Below are 6,195 nucleotides of genomic sequence, written 5' to 3'. Positions count from 1 at the left end.
GCCGCTCGCCCAGGAGCGCGGCGGCGATCAGCAGGGCGAACACCGGCGCCAGGAACATGAACGACGTCGTCGGTCCCGAGCCGATGACGCGGATCCCCTCCATCCAGAGGATGTACGCGATCACCGTGGGAAACACCGCGAAGTAGCCGAGCACGACCCAGAAGCGGCCCGACAGCCCCGCCCACGGCACCGAGGCGAGCTTCGGCGACGAGATGAGGAGCAGCACCACGCTTCCGCGGCAGCTCGTCCAGACGGCGGACGGCATCGCCCCGATCCGGACCGAGAGCGGCCGCGAGAGGATCGAGGCCGCCGCCCAGCACCCGGCGGCCCCCACCAGCGCGACGTCCCCCCACGCACGGGTGGAAGGCCCCCCGGAATGGGTGATGACCGTCCAGAAGAAGAGGACGGCCCCGAGGAGGGACAGGGCAAGCCCGGCGAACCGCGACAGGCGGACCGGCTCGCCCAGGAACAGCATCCCGGCCAGCGCGGTGAACACGGGGGACATGGTCGGGATGATCATGCCGGCGTCGGAGGCCGGCGCCATCGCCAGCCCGCGGAAGAAGAGGGTGTTGAACGCCGTGACGCCCACCAGGCCGACGAGGATCAGCCGGCCCCACGCGCCCCGTTCGGGAATCGGGTTCGCCGAACGGCGGAAGAGGACCGCGAGCAGCAGGAGGGAGCCGAGCCCGAACCGGAGGACCGCGCCGACCTCGGGTTCCACTTCGAGGACGAGCATCTTCGACGTGGCGAAGGCGCTCCCCCAGAACATCATCGTGAGCACGAGCCCCGCGTAGACCCGCCCGTGGGTTCGGGTTCCGCCTTCCCCGCTCTTTCCCGGCATCCCCGGACTATACACCATCCGGGGACGCCGGTTACCGCGTCACCAGTTTTCCGAGCCGTGGCACCCCGATAGGCCCCCCGCGCTCGGGTTGCACGACGTGCCGTTGAACTGAACGGCGGTGAGTACCGTGCTCCGGGCGGTCTGCTCGAACACCGTCGGGGTCGCGAGGTTCGTCAGGTGGCCGGTCACGTTCACCTTGGTCGCGTCGTGGCACCGCTTGCACGTCGTCGCGCTCGTTCCGAACCGGCTGAGGTGCAGCGAGTGCCGGCCGGAGAAATAGCTGTTGAACTGCGTCGTCCCCGAGATGTGGCAGCTGGTGCAGGCGTTGACGATATCGATCGTCCCCGTCCGCCAGTTCGGGGTGTTCTGCCCGCCGTGGCAGCTTATGTTTCCGCACCGCAGCAGGGAGGAGTTGTCGAACGCGGAGGCCCCGCTCTCCGCGTTGTACGTCGTGAGGAACGCGACGCTCGCCGGGGAGACCCGGGTCGGCCGCGTGCGGTTGTAGTGCGACAGGGTGCCGCTCCCCAGCCCGTTGTGGCAGGTGGCGCAGGTCACCGGAGTTCCCGCGCCGTTCAGGGCCAGGTGCGCGGCGTGCGCCCCCGCCACGTTCGGATACGCCGTCGCGGCGCCGTTCGGCGGGTTCGCGTGGCACGAGGCGCAGTTCGTCACGCTCCGCGGATCGGAGATGTGGCAGGAGACGCAGATCGGCGCGGCCGAGACCGGCGAAGTCCCGGTCACCGCATGGCAGGTCCCGCAATCCGCCGTGAAGGTGGCGGTGGTCGCCTGCGTGTGCGTCGTGTTGTCGTTGAACGGAACCGGGTGGCTCGCCGCTCCGGGGCCGCCCGCGTGGCACGCCCGGGCCTGCCCGATCCCGTTGGTGTGGTTCGCCGAGAAGCAGCTGGGGGCCGTCGGGTGCGGTCCCGCCCCGGCGGCCGTCACGTTGTGGCAGATGCCGCACGCCGCCGTCCGGTTCCCGGAGGTCCGGTGGGAGATCGACGCGGTGGAGATCGCGCGGATCCCCTGCCAGTCGGTGGGGTGCGCCTCCGCCGTCGTGTGGCAGGTCGTGCACGCGGTGGTCGCCGTGCCCCCGGCGAACGACCGCGGCGCCGTCCCGTGGCACGTCCGGCAGAAGAGCAGGTCCGCCTTCGCCGTCGTCCCGTGGAACGCCGAGCCGCCCGCGGCGGGATCGTTCCACGTGGCGCCCAGCGCGTGCGGCGCCGCCCCGGGGCCTCCGGAGTGGCACGCCCGCGCCTGACCCAACGCGTTGGTGAAGTTCGCGGAGAAGCAGCTCGGTGCGGACGGATCCGGCCCCGCCCCCGTGCCGGTCGTCCTGTGGCAGATCGCGCAGGCGACGTCCCGGTTTCCCGACGTCCGGTGGGAGACCGTCACCCCGTTGATCGTCCGCAATCCCTGCCAATCGGTCGGGTGCGCCTTGGCGGCCGGGTGGCAGGAGCCGGTGGAACAGGATGTCGGGGCGCTGCCTCCGTTGAAGTTGATCGTTCCCGGCGTTCCGTGGCACCCCTGGCAGAACGTCAGATCCGCCTTGGCGCCGGTGCCGTGGAAACCCGTTCCCGCCGCCAGCCACGCGGCGCCCGTGGCATGCGGCGCCGCCGCGGCGTTGTGGCACATCGTCCCGTTGAAGCAGCCCGGAGCGGTGCCGGACGCCGCGGGCGATGGCGGCCGGTGGGGGTTGTTCGGGTTCCCCGCGGCGGAGTCGGCGTGGCACCCGTAACAGATCGGGGCGTTCGCGGCGTTCACGTCGGTGTGCGTGTTGTCCGTGCCGGTGGTGCGCCACGGCCGGTTCGGGTGCGGCGCCAGCGTGTGGCACGTGAAGCAGGTCTGGCTTCCGCGGTCGGTCCGGAAGTCGTTTCCGTGGCAGATCCGGCAGGCGTGCATGCTGGAACTGCCGGGGCCCCGCTTCGCCGCGGCGCCGTGCTCCTGCGTCGCGGCCCCGGCGGCCACCCAGTTCGCGACCGTCCCATGGTGGCACGCGGCCGGGTTGTCCATGCACGATACGCGCGAGATCCCCCCGAGGAGGTCCGCCCCGTGGCACTCGGTGCACGCGCCCATGTTTCCCTGGCTCATGTAGGCGTCGGTGGACGTGCGGGAGTGAAGCGACGTTCCGGAGGCGGAGACCCAACCGGAGACGGAGACGCCGGAACCGGTGAGGTGGCTCACGGAAACGCTCCCGCCCGTGGAATTCGCGCTCGAGCATCCGGCCGCGAACGCGACCGCCGTAAGAAACAGCCATCCGGCGAACGGCCGGAGAGATCCCTTCCCTCGCATCATCTGTCCTCCCGTCCTACTTGTGGCACTGCCGGCACTTGATGTCGTTCCGGTTCCCGTGGCACCGGAAGCACGATCCCGGGTCGAGCCGGCCGTCGATCCGGTGGGTCACGAGGTAGTCCCCCCGGTGCGGCGCCATCCGGTCCGGACGGTCGCCCAGGAGCGTGTTCGGCTTCAGCTCCCCCTTGGCCGCGTGGCACGTCTGGCAGAACGCCGGCGCGTGGCAGGCGGAACAGAGGTTCTGCCCCTGGCGCGCGTACACGCCGTGCGAATCGACGAACACCCGGGAGTGCCGGAACGATGCGTACGGCTTCAGCGCGCCCGAAGACACATCCTTGTGGCATTCGAGGCAGTCCGCCCGCCCCGTGGGGAGCTCTTCCGGGTGCTTCGGCGGTACGGAAGGGGTCTTCGACACGGCGGAGCACCCGAACGAAAGGGCGAGGAGCACCGCCAGGATGACGTTCATCACGACCGCGCGCCGCGTCATTTCTTCTTTCCTCCCATGCCGGTGGCGAGGTCGAGGGTCGCCCGGACCAGCCCGGCGTAATCGCTGCTGAAAGTGGGGCTCTGCGTCCACTGGAAGTCGCCGGAGAGCAGGAACGACGGGAAGAACCGGTACCCGGCGGAGACGACGATCTGGGATGCGTTCTTCTTCCCGTTGATCGGCCTTTTGTATTGCTGGTTCAGAGCGTCGAGGGAGAGGCGGAACTTCCCCGGGGAATACGTGGCGAATCCGCGGATCTCGCTGTATTCGTTTTCCTCGCGGTCCGCCGTCACGACGGCCCCGGAAATTCCCGCAGCGTCCTTCTTCTCGTTGTACGCGTGGCGGACGCCGATCTCCCCGCGGTTGGCGTTCCCCGGGTTCGACTTGTCGTGCCGGATGTTCTTCCCCGCCACCTCGATCGTCCATCCCGGAACGATCTCCCAGTCCACGACGCCGAAGATCACCTGCACCTTGTCGTCGTTATCGATCGACGGGGGGAAGAACGCGGGATTCAGCGTGGTTTGGAAGAGGCTTTTGTAGGAGTACGACTCGTACCCGGCGGAGATGTCGACGCGGGCGCCGGGCAGGATGCGGGCCGCGTACCGTTGGGACGCCATCTCCCGGGTCGACCGGTTGTACGCCGCCTGCCCGGTCAGCTCCACCGGAGCGGCGACGCGCAGCCAGAGGTCGCCGCCGTACAGCTCCCGGTCCTTTCCCTGGAACGGCCCCGCCTCCTTCAGGTAGGACGCCCCGATCTCGACCCTTCCGGTCCGCGCGAAGAAGAGACGCCCGCCGTAGAGGGAATCGCCGCCCTTCGTGTTGTCCAGGATCGAATGCTCCACCGGCACGCCGCCGAACGCCGAGAATCCGATTCCCAACGGCGTGGTCATCTTGACGAAGCCGCCGTCGAGCGTTTCGACCGCCGCGCCCTCCGAGAAGAAGAACCGGCCGAGCTTCATCTGCGCGTTTCCCTGCGGGTGGAGATACTCGAGGTACGCGCTGCCCAGGTCGCCCGACTCCTTTCCCGAACCGCTCGCGTCGGAGAGGTCCACCCTCCCCCACCCGTAGAAATGGAAGGAGAAGGAGGTTCCCGCAAGGTTCGCCGCGTCCGCCGAAAGGTACTCGTACAGCGGTGCGAACTGCTCCTTGTTCCCCCCGGCGAGCTCTCTCTCGTAATACAGGAAGTAGCTCCTGGAGGAGAGGGAAAGATCGGCGGCGGGCGATGAGACCGCGAAAAGCGCGGGAAGCAGCAGCGAGGCGGCGACAAAGGTTACGGTCAGCCTCTTCCGGAGTGGCGCTCCGGCGGTGGTAGGTCCCATTCTTACCCCCGAGGTCGATTTTTGGGATGCCGGCATTATTTCAAAATGCCGCGTTAATGTCAATGAATCCTATTAATGGCCCGATCCTATCACTGCGAAAGGAGATAACCGTAATTCGATAATCATTCTTCGTGCCAAATAATGCTATTTGTACTATTTATCGATAAACCTCAGGTAATCAAACAGTTGCACGTATAAGAGAAAATAAATTGGGAAAGGGTTCGGGGATGTTTCTTACGATTATGAAATTTCCTTGGCACATCCGCGAAAAAACAAACGAAACCGTAATCCGGAAGCCGTAAAAAAAATCCGGGGGTTGGCGCCGGTTCCGGTGTAAGATTTTCAGGTGTCCGCAATAAAATCCCGGGGGACAAAATGAAGCGAGCGATCCTGGCGGCCCTGGTCCTCATAAGCATGTCGATCGTCATGAATCCGTCCGATTCCGCCGCCTTCACGGCGGGCGGGTGCGGGGAAGGAGCCTGCACGGATTGCCACAGCCTGAACTCCGAGGAAGCGGCCAAAATCCTCGGATTGCGGCAGGAGCAGATCCTCGGCGTCGAAATGAGTCCCGTGAAGGGGCTGTGGGAGGTCGACGTGGAGCGGGACGGCCAGAAGTGGCCCGTCTACATCGACTTCTCGAAGGATTACATCGTCTCGGGGCAGATTTTCCAGGTGAGTTCGAAGCTCAACCTGACCGGCAACCGGATGCTCTCCATGAACCGGGTCGACGTGGCGCAGATTCCACTCTCCGGGGCGATCGTCGTGGGGAAGAAGGACGCGAAGCGGCGGATCATCGTGTTCGACGATCCGAACTGCCCCCACTGCGCCAAGCTGCACCAGACGGCGAAGGAGATCGTCGCGAAGCACCCGGACATCGCCTTCTACGTGAAGCCGTTCCCCCGCAACGGCAACGATGCGCAGACCTACGAGAAGGCGTTGTCGATCGTCTGCGCCGGCACCGTACAGGCGCTGGAGGACGCCTTCGCGGGGAAGCCGCTCCCGAAGGGAGAGTGCGGGTCGAAGGCGGTGAAGGAGACGTCGCAGGTCGCGGACCGCCTGAAGATCCGGTCGACCCCGACGATGGTCTTCCCCGACGGCCGCGTGGTGCCGGGCGCGCTGGATGCGGATATGATCCTCACGCTGCTCGCCGACGACGGCGGCAGCGCGAAAGGGGCGGCCCCGGGGGGCGGAAAGGAGCAGGGGAAAAAGGCGGAGAAGGCGTCGGGGAAAGCGCCCGCGGAGGCGACGAAAAAGTAGACCGCGGA

Annotated in this window: 5 protein-coding genes; 1 reads left to right on the top strand and 4 read right to left on the bottom strand. The window is 67.1% G+C overall.

Translation table 11 applies throughout. From position 1 onward, the window contains the following. The 4 genes from HZB86_06050 to HZB86_06035 form a co-directional block, all read right to left on the bottom strand. The coding region (locus tag HZB86_06050; GenBank protein ID MBI5905097.1) for a DMT family transporter at positions 1 to 859 on the bottom strand (859 nt) is incomplete at its 3' end. A 21-nt stretch (positions 860 to 880) separates the two neighbouring features. Further along, positions 881 to 3,130: a CxxxxCH/CxxCH domain-containing protein gene (locus HZB86_06045; protein MBI5905096.1), complete on the bottom strand. Its 2,250-nt coding sequence runs from the start codon at positions 3,128 to 3,130 to the stop codon at positions 881 to 883. A 13-nt stretch (positions 3,131 to 3,143) separates the two neighbouring features. After that, positions 3,144 to 3,614, bottom strand: a complete 471-nt coding sequence (locus HZB86_06040) for a cytochrome C (GenBank protein ID MBI5905095.1) — start codon at positions 3,612 to 3,614, stop codon at positions 3,144 to 3,146. After that, positions 3,611 to 4,930, bottom strand: coding sequence for a hypothetical protein (locus HZB86_06035; protein ID MBI5905094.1), 1,320 nt, complete (start codon positions 4,928 to 4,930; stop codon positions 3,611 to 3,613). Before HZB86_06035 ends, HZB86_06040 begins: the two co-directional genes overlap by 4 nt. Before the next feature lie 375 nt (positions 4,931 to 5,305). Here HZB86_06035 and HZB86_06030 point away from each other — a divergent pair, with 375 nt between their 5' ends. Beyond that, entirely contained in the window at positions 5,306 to 6,187 is an 882-nt protein-coding gene (locus HZB86_06030) for a DsbC family protein (protein MBI5905093.1), read from the top strand. Positions 6,188 to 6,195: the final 8 nt, after the last annotated feature.

It is taken from the genome of Deltaproteobacteria bacterium, from assembly GCA_016234845.1.
Taxonomy (GTDB): Bacteria; Desulfobacterota; Deferrimicrobia; order Deferrimicrobiales; family Deferrimicrobiaceae; genus JACRNP01.
This window is presented reverse-complemented; position numbering and strand designations above follow the sequence as displayed.

Coding starts and splice junctions, on each gene's coding strand:
- HZB86_06045 (MBI5905096.1), bottom strand. CDS start 3,130: ATGATGCGAGGGAAGGGATCTCTCCGGCCGTTCGCCGGATGGCTGTTT.
- HZB86_06040 (MBI5905095.1), bottom strand. CDS start 3,614: ATGACGCGGCGCGCGGTCGTGATGAACGTCATCCTGGCGGTGCTCCTC.
- HZB86_06035 (MBI5905094.1), bottom strand. CDS start 4,930: ATGGGACCTACCACCGCCGGAGCGCCACTCCGGAAGAGGCTGACCGTA.
- HZB86_06030 (MBI5905093.1), top strand. CDS start 5,306: ATGAAGCGAGCGATCCTGGCGGCCCTGGTCCTCATAAGCATGTCGATC.